This window comes from Arthrobacter sp. UNC362MFTsu5.1 (assembly GCF_000685965.1).
Lineage (GTDB): Bacteria > Actinomycetota > Actinomycetes > Actinomycetales > Micrococcaceae > Arthrobacter.
The window spans coordinates 17,148-34,724 of record NZ_JMLE01000021.1 but is presented as its reverse complement, the minus strand read 5'-3'; the positions used below and the strand labels follow the sequence as shown (position 1 = coordinate 34,724).

Annotated in this window: 21 protein-coding genes; 11 read left to right on the top strand and 10 right to left on the bottom strand. The window is 67.2% G+C overall.

Annotation, left to right across the window (positions count from 1 at the left end; translation table 11 throughout):
• Nucleotides 1-31 precede the first annotated feature (31 nt).
• The 5 genes from BS38_RS0117670 to BS38_RS0117650 are packed head-to-tail and all read left to right on the top strand — an operon-like array spanning nt 32 to nt 5,767.
• Complete coding sequence (locus BS38_RS0117670; protein WP_028272009.1) at nt 32-1,351, top strand: ABC transporter substrate-binding protein; 1,320 nt, start codon at nt 32-34, stop codon at nt 1,349-1,351.
• Entirely contained in the window at nt 1,348-2,379 is a 1,032-nt protein-coding gene (locus BS38_RS0117665; RefSeq protein ID WP_231511313.1) for a carbohydrate ABC transporter permease, read from the top strand. The genes BS38_RS0117670 and BS38_RS0117665 overlap by 4 nt, the downstream gene beginning before the upstream one ends.
• Entirely contained in the window at nt 2,376-3,305 is a 930-nt protein-coding gene (locus tag BS38_RS0117660) for a carbohydrate ABC transporter permease (RefSeq protein ID WP_081818955.1), read from the top strand. The genes BS38_RS0117665 and BS38_RS0117660 overlap by 4 nt, the downstream gene beginning before the upstream one ends.
• On the top strand, nt 3,302-4,954 hold the full coding sequence (locus BS38_RS0117655; protein ID WP_051628998.1) for an alpha-amylase family glycosyl hydrolase: 1,653 nt from the start codon (nt 3,302-3,304) through the stop codon (nt 4,952-4,954). Before BS38_RS0117660 ends, BS38_RS0117655 begins: the two co-directional genes overlap by 4 nt.
• A 60-nt stretch (nt 4,955-5,014) precedes the next feature.
• Complete coding sequence (locus BS38_RS0117650) at nt 5,015-5,767, top strand: ArsR/SmtB family transcription factor (RefSeq protein ID WP_028272005.1); 753 nt, start codon at nt 5,015-5,017, stop codon at nt 5,765-5,767.
• 114 nt (nt 5,768-5,881) lie between these two features.
• Here BS38_RS0117650 and BS38_RS0117645 read toward each other — a convergent pair whose 3' ends face one another.
• Together BS38_RS0117645 and BS38_RS0117640 are read right to left on the bottom strand one after the other, a co-directional pair.
• Complete coding sequence (locus BS38_RS0117645) at nt 5,882-6,202, bottom strand: GYD domain-containing protein (RefSeq protein ID WP_028272004.1); 321 nt, start codon at nt 6,200-6,202, stop codon at nt 5,882-5,884.
• A 101-nt stretch (nt 6,203-6,303) separates the two neighbouring features.
• Nucleotides 6,304-6,816, bottom strand: coding sequence for a VOC family protein (locus tag BS38_RS0117640; RefSeq protein ID WP_028272003.1), 513 nt, complete (start codon nt 6,814-6,816; stop codon nt 6,304-6,306).
• A gap of 73 nt (nt 6,817-6,889) precedes the next feature.
• Here BS38_RS0117640 and BS38_RS0117635 point away from each other — a divergent pair, with 73 nt between their 5' ends.
• The 4 genes from BS38_RS0117635 to BS38_RS0117620 all read left to right on the top strand — a co-directional run bounded on the left by BS38_RS0117635 (nt 6,890) and on the right by BS38_RS0117620 (nt 10,082).
• Nucleotides 6,890-7,699, top strand: a complete 810-nt coding sequence (locus tag BS38_RS0117635; RefSeq protein WP_028272002.1) for an AraC family transcriptional regulator — start codon at nt 6,890-6,892, stop codon at nt 7,697-7,699.
• A 12-nt stretch (nt 7,700-7,711) separates the two neighbouring features.
• Complete coding sequence (locus BS38_RS0117630; RefSeq protein WP_028272001.1) at nt 7,712-8,176, top strand: hypothetical protein; 465 nt, start codon at nt 7,712-7,714, stop codon at nt 8,174-8,176.
• A 14-nt stretch (nt 8,177-8,190) separates the two neighbouring features.
• A complete protein-coding gene (locus BS38_RS0117625; protein WP_028272000.1) occupies nt 8,191-8,631 on the top strand; it encodes a VOC family protein in 441 nt (146 codons plus the stop codon).
• 140 nt (nt 8,632-8,771) lie between these two features.
• On the top strand, nt 8,772-10,082 hold the full coding sequence (locus tag BS38_RS0117620) for an MFS transporter (protein ID WP_028271999.1): 1,311 nt from the start codon (nt 8,772-8,774) through the stop codon (nt 10,080-10,082).
• Between the two features lie 107 nt (nt 10,083-10,189).
• On the opposite strand, the gene BS38_RS0117615 is transcribed toward BS38_RS0117620, so the two are convergent.
• The 6 genes from BS38_RS0117615 to BS38_RS0117590 form a co-directional block, all read right to left on the bottom strand.
• Nucleotides 10,190-10,627 (bottom strand): ester cyclase, encoded by a 438-nt coding sequence (locus BS38_RS0117615; RefSeq protein ID WP_043439110.1) that lies wholly within the window; start codon nt 10,625-10,627, stop codon nt 10,190-10,192.
• 78 nt (nt 10,628-10,705) lie between these two features.
• Complete coding sequence (locus BS38_RS0117610) at nt 10,706-11,542, bottom strand: DUF2182 domain-containing protein (protein ID WP_028271997.1); 837 nt, start codon at nt 11,540-11,542, stop codon at nt 10,706-10,708.
• Between the two features lie 10 nt (nt 11,543-11,552).
• On the bottom strand, nt 11,553-12,170 hold the full coding sequence (locus BS38_RS0117605; protein ID WP_028271996.1) for a DUF1326 domain-containing protein: 618 nt from the start codon (nt 12,168-12,170) through the stop codon (nt 11,553-11,555).
• A 233-nt stretch (nt 12,171-12,403) separates the two neighbouring features.
• Nucleotides 12,404-13,762 carry an MFS transporter gene (locus tag BS38_RS0117600; RefSeq protein ID WP_028271995.1) on the bottom strand — a complete coding sequence of 453 codons (1,359 nt, stop codon included), beginning with the start codon at nt 13,760-13,762 and terminating at the stop codon, nt 12,404-12,406.
• Nucleotides 13,763-13,804: 42 nt separating this feature from the next.
• The gene (locus BS38_RS0117595) at nt 13,805-14,146 is read right to left on the bottom strand and encodes a cupin domain-containing protein (RefSeq protein WP_028271994.1); all 342 of its coding nucleotides are present in this window, start codon (nt 14,144-14,146) and stop codon (nt 13,805-13,807) included.
• Nucleotides 14,147-14,243: 97 nt separating this feature from the next.
• Complete coding sequence (locus BS38_RS0117590; RefSeq protein WP_028271993.1) at nt 14,244-15,236, bottom strand: hypothetical protein; 993 nt, start codon at nt 15,234-15,236, stop codon at nt 14,244-14,246.
• 127 nt (nt 15,237-15,363) lie between these two features.
• Here BS38_RS0117590 and BS38_RS0117585 point away from each other — a divergent pair, with 127 nt between their 5' ends.
• Nucleotides 15,364-15,864: a DUF2975 domain-containing protein gene (locus BS38_RS0117585; protein WP_028271992.1), complete on the top strand. Its 501-nt coding sequence runs from the start codon at nt 15,364-15,366 to the stop codon at nt 15,862-15,864.
• Nucleotides 15,864-16,145, top strand: coding sequence for a helix-turn-helix domain-containing protein (locus BS38_RS25545; RefSeq protein ID WP_051628997.1), 282 nt, complete (start codon nt 15,864-15,866; stop codon nt 16,143-16,145). The genes BS38_RS0117585 and BS38_RS25545 overlap by 1 nt, the downstream gene beginning before the upstream one ends.
• Nucleotide 16,146: 1 nt before the next feature.
• Here the strand turns inward: BS38_RS25545 and BS38_RS0117575 are convergent, their stop codons facing one another.
• Nucleotides 16,147-16,647, bottom strand: a complete 501-nt coding sequence (locus BS38_RS0117575) for a GNAT family N-acetyltransferase (RefSeq protein WP_028271991.1) — start codon at nt 16,645-16,647, stop codon at nt 16,147-16,149.
• Nucleotides 16,648-16,656: 9 nt separating this feature from the next.
• Complete coding sequence (locus BS38_RS0117570; protein WP_028271990.1) at nt 16,657-17,544, bottom strand: hypothetical protein; 888 nt, start codon at nt 17,542-17,544, stop codon at nt 16,657-16,659.
• Between the last annotated feature and the right edge of the window lie 33 nt (nt 17,545-17,577).

Sequence of the window (17,577 nt, the reverse complement as noted above, 5' to 3'; positions counted from 1 at the left end):
ACCCCAAACCAAAAACCAGAAGGAGCAACACATGAGGCAGCGCAGCCGGAACTGGCAGACTCTTCTCACCACCACCGCACTCGTGACGGCCGCCGCCGTCTCGCTCACGGCCTGCGGCGGATCCGCGTCGGAACCCAAAGCCACCGCCAACGCCGCCGCGGCGTTCGAGGGCAAGGGCCCCATCAACTACGTCTCCAACCGCGACGCCTCGGGCGCGGCGAACAAGAGCATCGAGGAATGGAACGCAGCCCACCCGGAGGAAAAGGTCACGTTCATCGAACTGCCGGACTCCGCGGACCAGCAGCGCCAGCAGCTCATCCAGAACGCCCAGATCAAGTCGGACACGTTCAGCGTGCTCAACCTGGACGTGGTGTGGACCTCCGAGTTCGCCGCCAACAAATGGATCATGCCGCTGCCCGAGGACGCCGTCCCCGCGGACCAGATGATCCCCGCCACCGTCAACGCCGCCACCTACCGGGACACGCTCTTCGGCGCCCCGTACTACACCGACGGCGCCCTGTTCTACTTCCGCTCCGACCTGCTCAAGGCCGCCGGCATCGCCGCCCCGCCCAAGACCTGGGACGAGATGAAGGCCGCCTGCGTCAAGATCCTGGCCCTTCCCGAAGCCGCCGGCATGTCCTGCTACACCGGCCAGTTCGACAAGAACGAGGCCCTCACGGTCAACTTCTCCGAGGCCGTCGCCTCCGCCGGCGGGTCCGTCGTTGACGCCGAGGGCAAGCCCACGGTGAACACCGCCGAAGCCAAGAAAGGCCTGAACCTGCTGGTGGACGGCTTCAAGGACGGCATGTTCCCGTCCGACGCCATCACCTACCTCGAAGAACAGGGACGCCGCGCATTCCAGGACGGCAAAGTGGTGTTCCTGCGCAACTGGCCGTTCCTCTACGCCTCCCTGAGCGCGACCGACGGCTCCAGCAAGGTGGCCGGCAAGTTCGACATCACCTCCATCCCGGGCACCGACGGCCCCGGCGTCTCCACCCTGGGCGGCCGCAACCTGGCCGTCTCCCCGTTCACCGCGAACAAGGGCACGGCGCTGGAGTTCATCAAGTTCTTCACCAGCGAGGAGCAGGCCCAGAAGCGCCTGGCCCTCAGCTCCCGCGCCCCGGCCTACGCCTCCCTTTATGAGGACCCCGCCGTCGTGGCCAAGCGCCCGTTCTTCCCCACCCTGCTGGAATCCCTGAACAACGCCAAGCCCCGCCCGAAGGTAGTGCAGTACGGCGCCACCACCAAGGCGATCCAGGAAGAGGCCTACGCCGCCATCACCGGCGAAAAAGACACGGACACCGCGCTGACCGACATGCAGGCCAAGCTCGAAGAGATCTCCGCGAAATGACAGTCACCACCGCCACCGCTCCGGCACCCCGTCCGGCACAGGAGCTGAAGCCACGCGGCGCCGGCACGCCCCGCACCCCCGGGGAGGGCCGCATGGCCGCCATGCTGCTCTCCCCCACCCTCCTGGTGCTGGCCCTGGTGATCGTCTACCCGCTCATCTCGGCCATCCACCAGTCCCTCTTCCGCGCCGAGTCCGGCCTGGACGCGGACGGGTTCGTCACCGAGGGCGAGGCCTTCGTGGGCCTGGCCAACTACGCGGACCTGTTCGTGGGCGAATCCGGCCGGCGCTTCCTCAACGCCTTCGGCAACACCACGTTCTTCACCGTCACCACGGTGCTGCTGGAAACCGTCCTGGGCCTGTGCCTGGCGCTGGCCATGAACCGGGCGTTCAAAGGCCGGTCCTTACTCCGCGCCAGCATCCTCGTTCCCTGGGCCGTGCCCACCGCCGTCTCCGGCCTGCTGTGGCGCTGGATCTTCCAGTCGGACGGCATCGCCAACACCCTGCTGGGCAGCGAAATCCTCTGGACCGCCGAAGGCACCGCCTCCAAGCTGGCCGTGATCATCGCCGAAGTGTGGAAGACAGCACCCTTCATCGGACTGCTTGTCCTGGCCGGCATGCAGATCATCCCCGAGGAAGTGTACGAGGCCGCGAAGATCGACGGCGCCGGCTGGTGGCGCCAGCTCGGCTCCATCACGCTCCCCCTGGTGAAGCCCACGCTCCTGGTGGCGGTCCTCTTCCGCATGCTCGACGCGCTGCGGATGTTCGATCTCCCGTTCGTCCTCATCGGCCCCGGGAAGGAATCCGTGGAAACCCTTTCCATGCTCGCCTGGGACGAATCCAACCAGCTCCGCTACGGCTCCGCCTCCGCGTTTGCCGTGGTGCTCTTCCTGTACGTCGCCGTCGTCGCGATCGTTTTCGTAAAGGTCCTGGGCACGGACGTCACCGGCGCCAAGCAGCTGGGCCTGAAGAAGCACCGCTCCAAGGCGAACAAGGCAACCCGTTCACAGAAGGCCGAGGCCACCCGATGACCATCTCCGAACTCCGCAGCCTCGCCTCCGAATCCGGCTCACGCGGCGCGCGCACCGGCGCCGGCCGCCCGCCGTCGAACGCTCTGCTCCCCACCAAGAAGAAGCGCACCTGGCGCTCCTACTCCGTGTACGCCGGGCTGGTGCTGATTTTCGCCTACTGCCTGGCGCCGTTCTACTGGATGATCGTCTCCAGCCTCCGCCGCACCGCGGACATCTTCGACAACACCCTCCTGCCCGCACCGTTCTCGCTCGAGAACTACGTCAAGGTGTTCGACGGCTCCACCATGTTCGGCCAGGCACTGCTCAACAGCCTGATCGTGGCCGGCACCACCACGGTGTTCGCCCTGGTGCTGGGCGTGTTCGCCGCCTACGCCATCTCCCGGCTGAATTTCCGGTTCAAGTCGGTGATCCTCGGCGTTATTATTGCGACGTCGATGTTCCCCGGCATCTCGGTGGTGGTCCCGATGCTGAGGTTCTTCACGGACCTCGGCTGGATCAACACCTACCAGGCCATGATCATCCCGAACCTGTCCTTCGCCATCCCGCTCGCCGTCTGGAACCTGACCACGTTCATGAAGCAGCTGCCGTTCGACCTCGAGGAAGCGGCCATGATCGACGGCTGCACCAAGTGGCAGGCGTTCCGGAAGGTGCTGCTCCCGCTGGCCGCGCCGGGCGTGTTCACCACCGCGATCCTGACGTTCATCCACAGCTGGAACGAGTTCATCATCGCCCTCTCGATGATCAACGACCCCAAAATCCAGACCGCCACCGTGGCCATCTCCAAGTTCACCGGCGCCACCGAATTCCAGGCACCGTTCGGCGAGCAGATGGCCGCCGGCGTGATCGTCACCGTTCCGCTGGTGATCATGGTGCTGATTTTCCAGCGCCGGATCGTGGAAGGCCTCACGGCCGGGGCCGGCAAATGACGCACGACGGCGGCAGCCCCTCCGCCGGCTCAGTCACCGGCGACTGGTGGGACTCAGCCGTGATTTACCAGGTGTATCCGCGTTCCTTCGCGGACGGGAACGGCGACGGCGTGGGCGACCTCGCCGGCCTCATCGCCCGCCTGCCGTACATCGCCTCCCTGGGCGTGGACGGCATCTGGATGACCCCGTTCCAGCCCTCCCCGCAGGTGGACCAGGGCTACGACGTCAGCGACTACTGCGGCGTCGACCCGCTGTTCGGCACCATGGACGAGTTCGATACTCTGCTGGAGCTCGCCCACTCGCTGGGCCTGCGGGTACTGCTCGACGTCGTCCCCAACCACTGCTCCTCGGCCCACCCGCTCTTCCAGCAGGCCCTCGCGGCCCGGCCGGGCTCGCCGGAGCGGGACATGTTCCACTTCGTTGAAGGGCGCAGTTCCGCGCCGGGCTCCGCCAGCGACCTGCCGCCAAACAACTGGCAGAGCGTATTCGGCGGGCGGGCCTGGAGCCGGGCTGTTCCCGGGTCTGCGACGGACACCCAGTGGTACCTGCACCTCTTTTCCCCCGGCCAGCCCGACTGGAACTGGCGGAACCCCGCCGTGGGCGACTACTTCGAAAGCGTGCTCCGCTTCTGGTTCGACAAGGGCGTGGACGGCCTCCGGATCGACGTCGCCCATGGCCTCTTCAAAGCCGACGGCCTGCCGGACGCGCCGTCCGCCACCGCGGTGGTGGACGGTCTGCGGGCCAACCCGCTGGTCTCGGACCAGGAGGACGTCCACGAGGTGTACCGCCGCTGGCGCACCCTTGCCGAGAAGTACCAGCCGCACCGGCTGCTGGTAGGCGAGGTCAACCTGGAACCGGCCCGCGCCGCCCGCTACACCCGCGCCGACGAGATGCACCAGGCCTTCGCGTTCGCGTTCGTGAAGCTCGGCTGGGATCCCGCAGCGTGGGCATCCGTGGGGGCTGAACTCGAAGCCGCGCGCCAGCTGCACGGAGCCGCACCGAGCTGGGCGCTGGAGAACCACGACATTGTCCGCTCCGTGACGCGGTTCGGCGGCGGGACAAAGGACGGCCGCGAACTTGGCCTCCGGCGCTCCCGGGCAGCCCTGCTGGCACTGCTGGGACTGCCCGGCGCGGCCTATATCTACCAGGGCCAGGAGCTCGGACTGCCCGAGGTGGACGTCCCGGTGGAAGCCCGGGTGGACCCGATGTGGACCCGCGGCGGCATCACCCGCGACGGCGCCCGCGTGCCGCTACCGTGGACCGCGCCTCCGGAGGCGAACCACGGCTTCTCGCCGGCGACCGGTCAGCCCGGTAACCCGTGGCTGCCGCAGCCCGAGGGCTGGGGCCGGTACGCGGTTGAAACCCAGCAGCAGAACCCGGGTTCCACGCTCGCCCTGGTGACTGCCGCCGTCGGACTCCGCCGTCAGCTGTGGGACCAGGGTGTGTTCACCGCGGACGACGGCGGCACCTGGCGTGTGGAGGACGGGAACCTGCTGATCTGCGAGCGCAACGCGAAGTTCCTGGTGGCCGTGGCGATGGGAACCGAGGCGGTGCGGCTGCCGGCCGGGACCGTGTTGGCCAGCGCCGCACCGCTGGAAACGGACGGCTGGCTGCAGCCGGACAACGCCGCGTGGGTGCTGCTGGACTGAGGTACTGGGGCGCTGCTGGAACCCTAGACATGTGACCATTTAGTCACCTATTCTGGAGGTGTGGACGCCGTATTCAAGGCCTTGGCCGACGCCACCCGTCGCGATCTCCTGGACGAGCTCTTCAGGAACGACGGGCAGACCCTTCACGCCCTCGAGGCACACTTCGACATGACGCGCTACGGAGTCATGAAGCACCTCAGGATCCTGGAGGAAGCCGGCCTGGTGGTGACCCGCCGTCGGGGTCGCGAGAAACTACATTTCCTGAATCCGGTGCCCATCCGGCTGGTCCACGACCGCTGGGTGAGCAAGTACGCCGAACCATGGGCCGCTGGCCTCAGCGACCTCAAAACCAGATTGGAAAGTCCCATGGAAAAGATCTTCGAAATCTATATCAAGACCACCCCGGAACGGCTCTGGGAGGCCATCACGGACGGCGAGATCCGCAGCAAGTACCAGTTCGGGTCGGTCATCACCTCGGACTGGACTCCCGGCGGCCGGTTCGAGATGGGCAATCCCAAAGCCGGGGAGCTCCTGGGCGAGGGTGAGAACCTGGAGGTGGACCCGCCGCGCCGGCTCGTCCAGAGCATGCGGGCGCTCTGGGGCGAGGACGTTAAAGCCGAAGGCACCTCCCGGATCACCTGGGAGATCGAGCCGGTGGGCGATTCCTGCCGCTTGACCGTCACGCACGACCAGCTCCGCGAAGATGCCAATGACCAGCTCTACGGCGGCTGGCCGATGATCCTCTCCGGCCTGAAGACCTGGCTGGAAACCGGCGAGCTCCTCACCACACCCGGCTCGCTGATGTACACCTAAGGTCGCTGATGCGGACCTGGGGTGACCGGCTTCAGGTGAACGGCTCCAAGTGAACGGCTTCAAGTGAACGGCGGCACCCAACCGGGTGCCGCCGTCGTGCTTCCTGCGAACGCGCTACTGCCCCGGCGCCCGGTAGGAGGGTGTCTTCTTGGTCGCCTCGTCGATGTCTTCCGGCGTCATGAGCGGCTTCAGCCGGACGTTCACGTTGCCGGTGGCATTGATCATCAGCGAAAGGGCTGCGGCCCCGGCCTGGTCCGGGACTTCAAAAACACCGAGGACGTCAGTGTCCCCGAAGGCGTAGTAAAAACTCTCCAGCGATCCACCCACGGAATTGAGGGCCTCCACCAGTGCGTCACGCCGCTTGGTGCCGCCTTCGCGCATGAGCCCCTTGATTCCCTCGCCCACGTAATTCGCTTCAAACAAATACTTGGTCATGGTCTCGTTCCTGTCTGGCAACGGTCCCCGGAGTGGGGCCGTGCGCACAGCGTAGGCTCACTTCCCGGCACTGACAACGGGTTCCGGAAAGTCCGCGGAGGTCAGCCTTGCTTCGCTGCCCAGTCGGCGACGCGCTGCGCGCTTTCCTCTTCGGAGAGGTCCTCAACGCGGGTCATGATGGACCAGCGCACGCCGTACGGGTCCCGGATGCTGGCGAACCGGCCTCCTGACACGAAGGTGGACAGCGGCTCCCGGATCGTGGCCCCCGACCGCTCGGCGCGCGCCACCAGGGCGTCCGCGTCGGCGCAGTAGAAGCCGACGGAATAGCAGTCATCGTCGCCGTCCGGCGCGGGGACAAGGTGATAGTCGGGGTTGGGCTCACCGATTTGGAGCCGTCCCTGGCCGAAGTCGAGTTCGGCGTGGACCACAACGCCGCCCATCTCGGTGACATTGACGGGGCGGGCGCCGAAAACGTCCCGGTAGAACGTGATGGCCTCCTTGGCCGAGGTAACCGCAAGGAACGGCGTGAGGCTCGTGAAGCCGTGCGGGATGCCGGATGTGGTGTGCTTGCCGTCGGCGGCCACGGTCAGTTCGGGGCTTGTAGTATCAGTCATACCTCTGACGGTACGCACGGGTCCGCCCCGGCGGCTTGGAGAAATGCGACAGCCCGGATAGGAGTGCCCTCCGATGGTGGACTCGTTCAAGGGCATCCTCTACCCGGCCCGGCTTCCCACCTTTCACCGGGTGCCAGCGCCCGAGTCCGTCACGAACCTGGTGCAGTGGTTCTGGATCCCCGAATGGGACATTGCACCGGGGCACACCTCACGCCAGCACGTGATCGCGTTCCCCGCGTCCAACCTCGTGGTTCAGAAGGATCTCGTGGAGTTCGCCGGCCCCACCACCCGCCGGTCACACCGCGACCTCACGGGCCGGGGCTGGGCGGTGGGGGCCCTTCTGCGTCCCGCGTTCGTGCCGCGTTTTACGGATGATCCGGGAAGCCTGCGGGACGCCCAGCTGCCGCTTCCGCTCGCGGACCTGCATGCCTCAGTGTCGGCGGCGATGAGCCAAACCGATCCGGCGGAACGCCGGCAACGCGCGGTGGAGGCGTTCACCGGCTGGCTGGTGGCGCAGGGTCCGGAGGTCTCCGAGGAGGGCCTGCTGGCCAACGCGATGATGGACCTGATCGGGACCTCTACCGAGGTGACCCGTCTTGAGGACGCTGCGGCGCGGCTGTTTGTGTCGCCGCGAACCCTGCAACGGGTGGCGAAGAAGTACATCGGCCTGAGCCCGTCCGCGCTCATCCGAAGGCGCCGCCTGCAGGAGGCCGCCGACCGGTCCCGGACCGACCCGGCTGTAGACCTCGCGGCGATCGCTGCCGAACTCGGCTACACCGATCATGCCCACCTGACGAATGACTTCCAAAGGACCCTGGGTTTCACGCCAAGCACGTACCGCCGTCGCGCTAGCATTGGTCCCACCACGTCTGATCACGCCTGACCAGGAGGGCGCATGCCGCACATCGTCGACTTCAAGAACGTTTCTACTGCCGGTCTGGAATCATCCCCGGTGGCCGACGCCGCCGCGGGTCTGCGCGCCAATGAGGCCCGCTACTTCAGCACCAAGTACAACCACGTCTTCACGGTGAGCCCTGCCAGCGAGGTTCCGGAGGTGGTGGACCGGGTGAGCCGGATCCTCCGGGAAGAGCGCAACATCGTCATCGGATCGCGCCCGCTGGAAGCAACCGACTTCGAAGTCGACGGCTTGCGGATGTCCTACGTGTTCTACGAGTCGGGGCTGTCCATCAACGTTATGTACAGCATCGAGGACGGCGGGAAGCGAGCCGTGGGGTTCAAACTTGCCGACGGTATGGACGTGCCGGAGGAACTGGCGGAGCGCTTCAAGTTCGCCCGCCAGAAATCGAAGCTGGCAGGCACTATCCGTGGCTCCTACTTCGTGATCAAGGGCGAGTACTGACCGAAGGATCCCAAGTGGCACACATACAACGGTTCGACCATATCGGCATCACAGTCGCCGACCTCGACGCGGTGACGGCGTTCTTCGTGAAGCTGGGTCTCGAAGTGGAGGGCCGGACGTTCGTGGAGGGCGAGTTCCTGGATACCGTCTGCGGCATCCCGGACTCCCGCACCGAGATAGTTATGCTGCGGCCGCCGGACGGAGGAAGCCGGATCGAGCTCGCGAGCTTCGTCCGGCCCGACCACAAGCCGGGATCGCCCGATGCGATGGCCAACGAGCTGGGGCTGCGCAACGTGTCCTTCGAGGTGGACGACCTCCAGTCAGCCGTGGACGGGCTGGCCGCGGACGGCTACGGGCTGGTCGGCGGCATCGGCCAGTACGAGAACAGCTGGCGGATGGCGTACGTACGGGGGCCGGAGGGGATTATCGTGTCCCTGGCCGAGCGGATCGGCTGAACGGAAAGGGTCCGCGCATTCCCGCGAAGGTGGTTCTGACAGACCCTGCCTCGCAATAAATAAATCAGGTAATTTGAGTGGAGGACACCGGCAACCGGCGCCGTGTTCCTTCCCCACTCCCTGAAAAGGACTCTTCACCCGTGCCTCCCGCGACCTCCGTTCCTGCACGCGACCGCATGCCCTTCGGCGCGCTGCTGGTGCTGTCGATGATCGGCTTCACCGCCATCACCACCGAACTGCTGCCTTCCGGCCTGCTCCCCCAGATCAGCGCCGGCCTCAACGTGTCCGAACCCGTGGCCGGCTACCTCACCGCCGGCTACGCCGCCATCATCGTGGCCACGGTGATCCCCGCCGCGATGCTGCTCGCCCGCATCCCCCGGCACATCCTCCTGGTGGCGCTGGTCCTGACCTTTGCGATCAGCAACGCCCTCGTTGGCCTGGTGTCCGACTTCGGCGCCGCCCTGGCCGCCCGGCTGGTGGGCGGCATTGCCCACGGCCTGCTCTGGACCGCGATGGCCCCGTTCGTGGCGCGCATCGTTCCGGCCCACAAGGTGGGCAAGGCGATGGCCATCGTCTTCAGCGGCAACAGCCTGGGCCTGGCCATCGGTGCCCCGCTGGGCACCGCCCTGGGCGCAGTGGTCGGCTGGCGGGCGTCCTTCCTCCTGCTGGCGGGCGCCGGTGTGGTCCTCGCAGGCCTGGCCCTGTGGCTGCTGCCCGCCGTCCGCCGGATCCCGGACGCCCCGCGGCCGTCCCTGCGCAAGGCGATCGGCCAGCCCGGAGTGAAATCGGTGGCCATCGCCTGGCCGCTGATGCTCATGGCCCACTTCGCCCTGTTCACCTTCATCGCGCCGTTCCTCCGCGAAGCCGGCCTGCCCGACTACAGCATCACCCTTTCCCTCACCGTCCTGGGATTCTCCGGGCTGGTGGGCATCTGGATCGCCGGCATCACCGTGGACATGCGGCCGCGCCGTGCGCTGCTGATTACGACGGCGATCATCGCCGCCGCGTACCTCCTCCTTCCACTGGGTGGCAGGACCGTCCCCGGCGCCCTGGTGCTCATGGCGGTGTGGGGTGCGGCCTTCGGCGCGATCGGCATCTACAACCAGTCGGCCATCCTTCGTGCCGGCAGGGAGTACCGGGAGGCTGCCAACGGCCTCACCGTGCTGACCATCCAGCTGGGCATCACCATCGGCGCGCTGTACGGCGCTGCCGCCCTCACCATGGCGGGCCCGCTGATGGTGCCGGTCGCTGCTGCGGTGCCGGTCGTCGTCGCGCTGGTGATTGTGGTGACCGGGCGCAACCACGCCTACCCGCCCGGGCCGAAGGAAGCGGGGTTCGTTGCAGCTGAAGAGTCGACGGCGGGAGCACCGGTCCCGGATGCGGCAGGCGCGGGCGTCGCGGACGCGCCGGCGGAGGCTCCTGCCGATGCGGGCGTGGCTGCGCGCCACTAGCCTCGCGGGCAAAGGGGTGCGGCACCGTCACGGGACGGTGCCGCACGTGGTGCTTCCCGCCGTCGGCTAGGAGCGGCGGCGGGAAACTCTGTTGGCCGGAACCTTTATCAGCCGGCGCTCGCGTCCGTTGTCTGTGACGGGACGGCGCCGATCTGCTGCATGAGGCTCAGCGTGTCGGAGGAACCCCAGTGCTCGGCCACCTTCCCGTCCTGGATGCGGATGATGTCCGCGCTGCTGAATTGCACGCTCTTGCCGCTTGCCGGAACACCCAGGAACTCCCCCGTGTGCGTGCCGGACAGCACCACGTGGGCAGCCTCAAGGTCGCCGTCGGCCAACGCCGGATCGAGTTGGACGGTGAGGTCAGGGAACGCCGCACGGATGGCGTTGGTGTAGAACTTCACGCCGTCCTTTCCCGGCGGCTGCCCGGGCATCGGGTCCTCGTGGTCCTGGATGTCGTCCAGCACAAATTCATCGATCAGGGCGAGATTTCCGCCCGCCAACACTTCTTCGTAAAACCGCCTGAGGAGTCCAGTTCCTTCAGACATTGTCGGCTCCTTTGTTCGGTGAGACCTTTGGATAATTCCCCCGGTCAATGGCCGCCCGCACTCAGCGGCGGCGGCACGTTACATCCCCATCCCCGCCGTCGCCGCGGGGGTGAGGGCAATGCCGAGCGCAATCACGGCGAGCGCCACGGCAACGGAGCGGTTGGCCAGCCGTTTCCAGGGCAGCATCTTCTCCGCGGCGATGAAGGCACCGATCAGCGCCATCCAGCCGACGCTCATCACCCCGAGGGCGAACAGGGCAACCATCAGCGCCCAGCAGCAGGCGACGCACCATGCCCCGTGCTCCACACCCATCACCAGTGCGCCCCGGTAGCCGGGCCGCATGCGGTGCAGGATGAAATCCATGGGCGTCCGGCATTTCATCAGGCTGACGTTCTTGGCGGGGGTCAGCTGATAGACCGCCGCGACCAGGATCACGCCGGCTGCCAGGTAACGTCCGCCCTGGTCCGAGCCGAAGAGCCCGGGCGCGAGCGAGGCGACCGACATGTACAGCGAGTAGGCCACCAGCCCGAAGGCTGTCCAGGCCAGCAGGTATCCGGCCACGAACACAGTTGTTGCCCCGGCAGGCGCGTACCGTCCTGTGACCCTGCGGTGCCGCTGGATCCGGTCATACGCCACCACCATGGGCGCCACGGACGGAAACATCATGGCCGACAGCATCACCACCCAGGTGGCCACGAAGAACCCCAGCGGCCCCGGGTCCGTCCAGCGGCCCATGTCCATTCCGCTCAGCTGGGTTGAAGTAAAGATCCAGCTCGCCGCTGCGAGCACCAGGAGGATGGCGACGAGCCCGGCTTCCCGCGGGTCGATCCGGGAGGCCGGCCTGGCATATACCTGAGGGTGGGCGTGCGCCACCGGCTGCACACCCACCCTCCTGAACAGCTTGCGGTGGTACATCACGCGGGGCCTAGCCGCGGCCCTTGGGGGCGCCCTCGGCCATTTCGCTGGCGAAGGTGAAGTCGGACGTCTCGCCGTATACGCCGTCGAACTCCATCCCGAAGCGGTCCGGGTGCCCCGGTCCCTTGCCGATCCGGAACTCCGGGGCGAAACCGAACATCGCGTTCTTCACGGTGGTCACGCCGCCGTCGGGCCCGGGCAACGGCTCGAAGGTGACAACCACGCGGCCCGCCACCGAGCCGGACGGAGTATCCCCGTCGGAGAACGAGACACTTGCGCGTTCCAGTCCCAGCCATTCGCCGTACAGCGCAGCCAAATCCCCGAACGGGCCGCCGGCCCGGCCACGGAGGATGCTCTCGAGTGCGTCCACCTGGGCATCGGATGCGCCCTCGTCGACGACGGCCCCCACCTTCCAGCCGCCTGCGGTCAGGTGGGTGGGGAACCAGTTGAAGAACGCGAAGTCGACGCCGGACAGGTCCGTTTCCTCCATCGCGCCGGTCGCAATATGGAACACGTTGAAGCCGCGGCACTCGCCGTCCGGGCCGGTGGGCACGCCGTCCACGGGGCAGGGGCAGATCAGGGAGCAGGTGCAGTTGCCGACGTATGTTCCGGACATTTCCCAAGACATGGGACCCTCCTCGCTGGCGCCGTCGCCAAGCAGAAGCGGCCCAGGGTCAGCGCCGAAAATATTGGAAAACGGGGCGGAAGGACCCCGTTAAGGCAGACAGTATTCCCGCACCATCTGGGTGTCAATATGGCGTGAAAACAAGGAAATCGGGGCGCGGATGGGCGCTTCGGAGGGCGCGGGCGGGGGTCCTTACGGCGTGGTTTTGGCGCTCATTTTGGGCCGCACCCCACAGCTCATTTCCGTTCCCGCCACAGCAGCGTCACGCCGAAGGCGACCGCCCCCAGCACCAGCATGGTGAGAACCATCAGGCCCCAGTTGGCCTGGTTCACGCCGCTGCCGTAGAAGATGCCGATCATCACCGTGGCCGTAATGGCGCCCAGGTACCGGCAGGTCTGGAAGATCCCGGCGGCCACGCCGCGCTCGTGCGGCTGGGTGGAGACGTACATTCCCTGGCTGGAGGCGATGCTGACCACGCTCCACGGAATGCCCATCAGGGCCGTCAGCAGCAGCACCAGCGGGATGGCGAAGGAGGCGGTCAGCAGCCACATGGCTCCGGCGGCGGCCACCAGGAACAGGACGCCGGCGATCAGCACCCGCCGCACACGGAAGCGATCGATCGCGCGGACCGCGAACGGCGTCGCGATCACGGACATTGCTGCCAGCGGGAGCATGAGGAGACCCACGACGCCGGGATCGTAGCCGGCCGCTTCCTGCAGCAGCTGCGGCAGGCCGAAGAACGCAAAGTAGTAGATGCCGTTGAACACGGCGAAGCCCAGGTAGACCAGCAGCAGCGGCCGGTTTCTGCCGAGCAGCCGCAGGTCCAGGAAGGGCGGGCTGAACTTCAGTTCGCGCCAGACGAAGAGCCCGGCCAGCACGGTACCGCCGGCCAGCAGCCACCAGCGCGCGTCCGGCAGCACGTTCAGCAGGGCCATCATGACCAGCGTCAGGGAGCCGACGAAGCCCAGGATGCCGGGAATGTCCGAGTCCCTGAGGAGTTCGGCGGCGCTGCCGCGTTCCCGGTCCTCGTCCACCGGGGCGTACTTCCGGACAATGAGGAGCGCCGCCAGCGACAACGGCACGTTGATCAGGAACAGGGCCTGCCAGCCGACCAGGCTCACCAGCAGCCCGCCCACCACCGGACCCACCGCCGCCGCGGAGGTGTTGGCCATCTGGATACGGCCGAGCGGCCTGGTGGACTTGACGTTGGCGGCCCGGGCCAGGGCACCGACAATGATGACGGCGCTCGGGTACGCCGTCGCCGTCCCCAGCGCCATGACGGCCCGGGCGACGCACAGCAGCGCGAAGTTCGGGGCAAAAGGCGCCAGCGCGCAGGTCACTGCCACCAGGACCATCCCGAAATTGAACAGGCGCCGGGGCCCGAAGCGGTCCGCCATCCGGCCCATCAGCGGCTGGCCAGCCGCGGAGGTGAGGTAGAAGGCTGTAATCACCCAGGTGACCGTGGCGACGTCGAGCCCGAAGTCCGCGCGCAGCACCACCAGGGCAACGGCGATCATGGACGAGTTCAGCGGGTTCAGCGACGTGCCCAGGCTGAGGCCGGCGACGGCGAGGGCTGTCCGGGGTTTGTTGCTCACGGAAACAGTCTTGCCTACATCGGCGCGCCGGGCCGAACTTGGTTACGGCCGCGTCGTGCCCTTCGCCACGGTGAACAGGAACGTCGAGTCCTCTTCGGCTTCCAGGCTGTGCAGGCCGTCCGGGACAATCAGCAGGTCACCCGGCTTGCCGTCCCACGAGTTCTCACCGGCGCGCAGGCGGAGGCTGCCCTGGAGGACATAGACCGTGGCGTCTCCCGGGTTCTGATGCTCACTCAGCTGCGTTCCGGCTTTGAGCGCCATCACGGTCTGGCGGAGCACCTTCTCATGCCCGCCATAGACCGTGTCTGCGGCACGCCCGTTGCTCGCTGCAAGCGCGGCGGCGAGCTGCTGCCGGGCCAGGGCCTCGATCGATATCTTCTGCATGAGGCCACGGTACCCACAAGGACTGCCGGGCGGTATAGGCCGGTGGTCCCTCATCCGGCACAGCCTGGTAAGCGCGAACGGACACGTGCGGCCCCTTTCACCGGGGCCGCACGTGTCCGTTCGCCCCGTCCCACCAGTCCAGCACCCGCGCCCCGAAGAACGTCAGCCACTTGGACGGCTCCCCGGGCGCAACATCGACTTCGAACCAGACCCGCCCGGGATGGCGGCGCTCCTGCAGCCATGTACCGTCGGGACGGCGGGCGGCCCGGACCGTCTCGATGGCTTCGGCCAGCCGCGGATCGGGCGCGGCGCCGTCGTGCAGGGCCGCTGCCCGGAAGTAGTCCGTTGCGTTGAGCGCGCTATAGAACGAGCGGAACGGGTAGGCGAACCGCGTCACCCACGGGCCCACTATCTCGCCGGTGGACAGGGTGCGGAGCAGCCGGCGCTGCAGCAGGTACTCCTCACCGGCCCGGCGGGCGGCGCGCAGCCTGCTGGTTCCGCCGGTCGCGGCCTCGTAGTCCAGCAGGCCCTTCAGCGCGTTGAGGGTGGAATGGAAGGACGACCGGTTGGAGCCCTCCACCCACTCGCAGTTCCAGCCGCCGTCGGCCATGCGGTGGTCCAGGAACCATTGGGCGATTCCGGAGACGTCTGCCCCGAGCCATGCCCCGTTGGCCAGCGTGTAGGCGTTGATGCAGCAGTCCACCTCACCGCCCCAGTACGGCAGGTCGTCGTACTCCCAGCGGCTGTTCGCGGCGAGCAATTCGGCGGTGCCGGCGAGGACGGCTGCATCGAGGCCCCAGTCACGGAGGCTGTTGAGTGTCCACGTGGTTGCGGTCCACGGCTGCCCCGCGCCGTCGGCTGCCTCGGGGCCGTGGAAGTCAAAGTCTCGGGGGAAGAACGCACCGCCCGCCCACTGGCCGTCGGCATCCTGCAGGGCGAGGAGCCGTGCGGCGAAGCCCTCCGTGGCCAGACTGGACCGGGTCGCTTCCCACGTGTCACGCGGCGCGCCCGCAAGGTCGCGCTCCACCTGCCAGCGGAGCGCCGGGTCGGAGTCGAGCAGCCAGGTGAGCAGGGAAGGGTCCACGGCCATGCCCGGCAGGCTACCACGGGCGTCCGCTTGCGGGCTGGCCTTTCGAGGAGTCACGCGTCGGGTCCGCTTGTCCAAGCTATCGAATATCGATAGTATCCAACTGTTATTCGACACCCAAGGAGATCTGATGGGAAAGCTGACTGTCCTCGCATTGCGGATTGTGCTCGCGATGGGACTCGCCGGTTCGGTATTTGTGCAGGCCGTGATGGTTCCGCTGCTGGCCCGGGACCTCAACGAGGACCTGGGCCCGGACATCGCCCGCGTCAGTGTGCCGGTCCTCGTGATCGTCCTCCTGGGCATCCTCGCCGTCCAGGTCACCATGGTCTGCGTCTGGCGGCTGCTGACGATGGTGCGGCGCGGAACCGTGTTCTCGCACGCCGCCTTCCGTTACGTGGATGTGGTGACGGGAGCCATCGCCGCGGCGTCGCTGCTGACCTTCGGGCTCGGCGTCGTCCTCGCCCCGGGCGAATCCGTCGCCCCCGGCGTCGTCCTCCTGATCGGAGGCGCCGGCATGCTGATCGCCGGAGTGGCGCTCGTCGTCGTCGTACTGCGAATGCTGCTGGCACAGGCGGTGGCCCGCGATGCCGAAGCCAGGCACCTGCGGGACGAACTCGACGAGGTGATCTGATGCCGATCGTCGTCGACATCGACGTGATGCTGGCCAAGCGCAAGATGTCCGTGGGAGCACTCGCGGACCGCGTCGGGATCACGCCCGCAAACTTGGCGGTGCTCAAGAACGGCCGGGCCAAAGCGGTGCGCTTCACCACCCTCGAAGCCCTGTGCGAGGTGCTGGAGTGCCAGCCGGGCGACCTGCTGCGCTGGGAACCCGAGGAGACCGCGGCACCCGGCGGGACAGTGCCTGACGGGACGGAGCCTGGCGGAACGGAGCCTGGCGGTCAGCCGGACTAGCCTAGGGCTTGGCTGACCGGACCATTCGGATCACGGGCAGCTCCTCCCATTCTGGCGGCAGCAGTTTGCGCTCACCGTCCTCCCGAAAGCCGTATTTGAGGTAGAAGGCCAGCGCCCGGGGATTGTCCTCAAGCAACCACAGGTACGCCGGTGAATCGGCGACGGCGGCGTGCAGCAGGGCAGCCCCCAGGCCGCTGCCATACATGCGCCGGAGAATGTAGATCGCGTACAGCTCCAGCTGTTCGGGCGCGTCCGCGTCGAGTGCCGGGCCGGCATCGGCGAATCCCACCACTTCGTTGCTGTCGTCCAAGGCAATGAGACGCGGGTCAGCGGTTGCCAGGGATTTTCGACGCTGTTCGATGCGCTGGGGAATGCTGGCCCGGCGGGCGCGAAAGAACTCAGGTGACAACTGGCGTGCGTAGCACTCCTCGTGGACCAGGGTGTGCATGCGCACGAGGGCGTCGGCATCATCCGGCGTGGCCTGGCGGATCTGGAAGTCCATGGTCCAAGACTAATCAGCAGCCGGCCGCCTTACCCATCCGATCTTCTGAAGCCAGCCGGTCAGAATCGGCAGCACCACTGAGCTGTGCATCGCGCTGAGGTGATCCAGGCCGGGAAGGACTTGAACGTCCCAACCTGCAGCGATGAGGGCCGCCTGGTGTTGGGCCAGGGGTTCACCGATCCGCACCCGGACCCCGCCCCATTGGGCGCTGTAGTCAATCTGATCTTCGGCACCGGCAAAGGCGAGCCGCGGCAAGTCCGGCGGCACTTCGGCGGCAAAGTCGTCGAACCCTTGGAGCGCTTCATACAGGGTGACGAACTGCCGCGTTTGCGCCTCGGTGGTCTGGACGGAAACGTGGTCCCAGTCTCCCGGTTCGGCCTCGGCCACCGGAACAGTGGACTGGCCAGGAGACTTGGCGGACGTCGCCTGGGACATCGCATGTGCGGCGCGGGTGACCGCCAACATGCTCCGGTACGGTCCGTCCACGGGCGGAAAACCGCCCATCACCAGGGCACGGAGGCGGTCCGTGCGGAGGGCGAGTTGGAGCCCGCTCAACGCAAGCCAGGAGTATCCGTAGTAACCGAAAACGTCGGCTCCCGCGGCGTCCGCAATGGCCAGCAGATCGGCGGCGAGGTGACCGGGAGTCAGCGTGTCTGCCGCAGGATGGGCCATCCGGTGGCCTTCGTAGTCGGCCGCGATCACGCAGTTTGACCTGGAAAGCCCGTGGACCAAGGCCGGTCCCACGTCAGGATCCCCGCCCCATTTGCGCATGGTCTCGGCCTCGACGGTCCCATACGGTTCCAGCCGGACTGGCAGGAGCAGCGCAGGCCCCTCCCCCTGAGCCGTGACAGCTATTCTTGACCCGTCGTGAAGGACAGCCTCAACGGTCTCTGGCATTCCGATCCTCACCTTTCTGGGCGTCGCCCGAGG